This is a genomic window from Mycobacterium sp. E740 (genome assembly GCF_001672895.1).
Taxonomy (GTDB): Bacteria; Actinomycetota; Actinomycetes; order Mycobacteriales; family Mycobacteriaceae; genus Mycobacterium.
This window is the reverse complement of record NZ_LZKP01000055.1, coordinates 1-935: the sequence shown is the minus strand read 5'-3', so window position 1 is coordinate 935 and position 935 is coordinate 1. Positions and strand designations below refer to the sequence as shown.

The window sequence follows — 935 nt, the reverse complement described above, 5'->3', positions numbered from 1 at the left end:
TCTCGAGGCGGTCATCGCGAGTCGCTGACCGGCGCCAGCAGGTGTTCGGCGATCGCGATGTCGCGCGCGAAAGTCACCTTGATGTTGCGCAGTTCGCCCGGGAAGGTCCGCACCTCGAGATCGGTGAACTCCTCGACGCACGACGACGTGTCGGTGCCCTCGAATCGGTGTGACTCCGCGGTGCGATACGCCTCGAGCAGCGGGGCGGCGCGGAACGCCTGCGGTGTCTGCACCCGAACGAGCGGTGCTTGTGCCGGTTCGGCCAGTTCGGTCGTCACGACGCTCGGCAACGGCAATGCCGGTAGGGCGCCGCCGAATTCACGGGCGACCGCCAGCGCGCGCACGAACATCTCCGCACCGGCCACCGGCCGGGCTGCGTCATGGATGAGGACGACGTCGATCGCCCCGGCTTCGATGTCGGCGGCGAGATGGCGCAGCGCGTTGAGTTCCGAGCCGTGCCGGCTCGCGCCACCCTCGACGAATTCGACTCGGGCCGTGGGCAGTTCGCGACCCACCATGTCGCGGGCCAACTCCAGCTCGCCGTGCCGGTACACCATCACGATGCGCGCGACGTCGGCCACGCGGGTCAGGGTCTCCAGCGACCAGACCGCCATCGGCCGACCCGCCACCGGCAGGTAGGCCTTGTTTCCGTCGGCGCCCACCCGGGTCCCGAGCCCCGCGGCCAGCACCACGGCGACGGCATAGGGCTCCCCGACGGTCATCCTCGTATCTTGGCACTGCGATGTTCGCGCCCGGATGACCCCGGGCACTGTCGGCCGACGTAGCAGGGAAAGGACGGGTACGGATGAGCGACACCGCGCACGGACCGGCGGCCACGCAGCACCCGGTGCGCCGGATGTCTGGTCGCTGGAGACCCTGACCCGCGTGGCCGACGTCGCGCGCATCGTGATGGTGTACCGGCACGGCGAGCTGGA

General features: G+C 70.2%; 1 protein-coding gene. It reads right to left on the bottom strand.

Annotation, left to right across the window (positions count from 1 at the left end):
- Positions 1–11 precede the first annotated feature (11 nt).
- Complete coding sequence (locus A5663_RS05255; protein WP_068144836.1) at positions 12–722, bottom strand: 2-C-methyl-D-erythritol 4-phosphate cytidylyltransferase; 711 nt, start codon at positions 720–722, stop codon at positions 12–14.
- Positions 723–935 lie beyond the last annotated feature (213 nt).

What these genes read in the sequence shown, in the direction of transcription:
- A5663_RS05255 (WP_068144836.1), bottom strand. Translation starts at nt 722, where the DNA reads ATGACCGTCGGGGAGCCCTATGCCGTCGCCGTGGTGCTGGCCGCGGGG.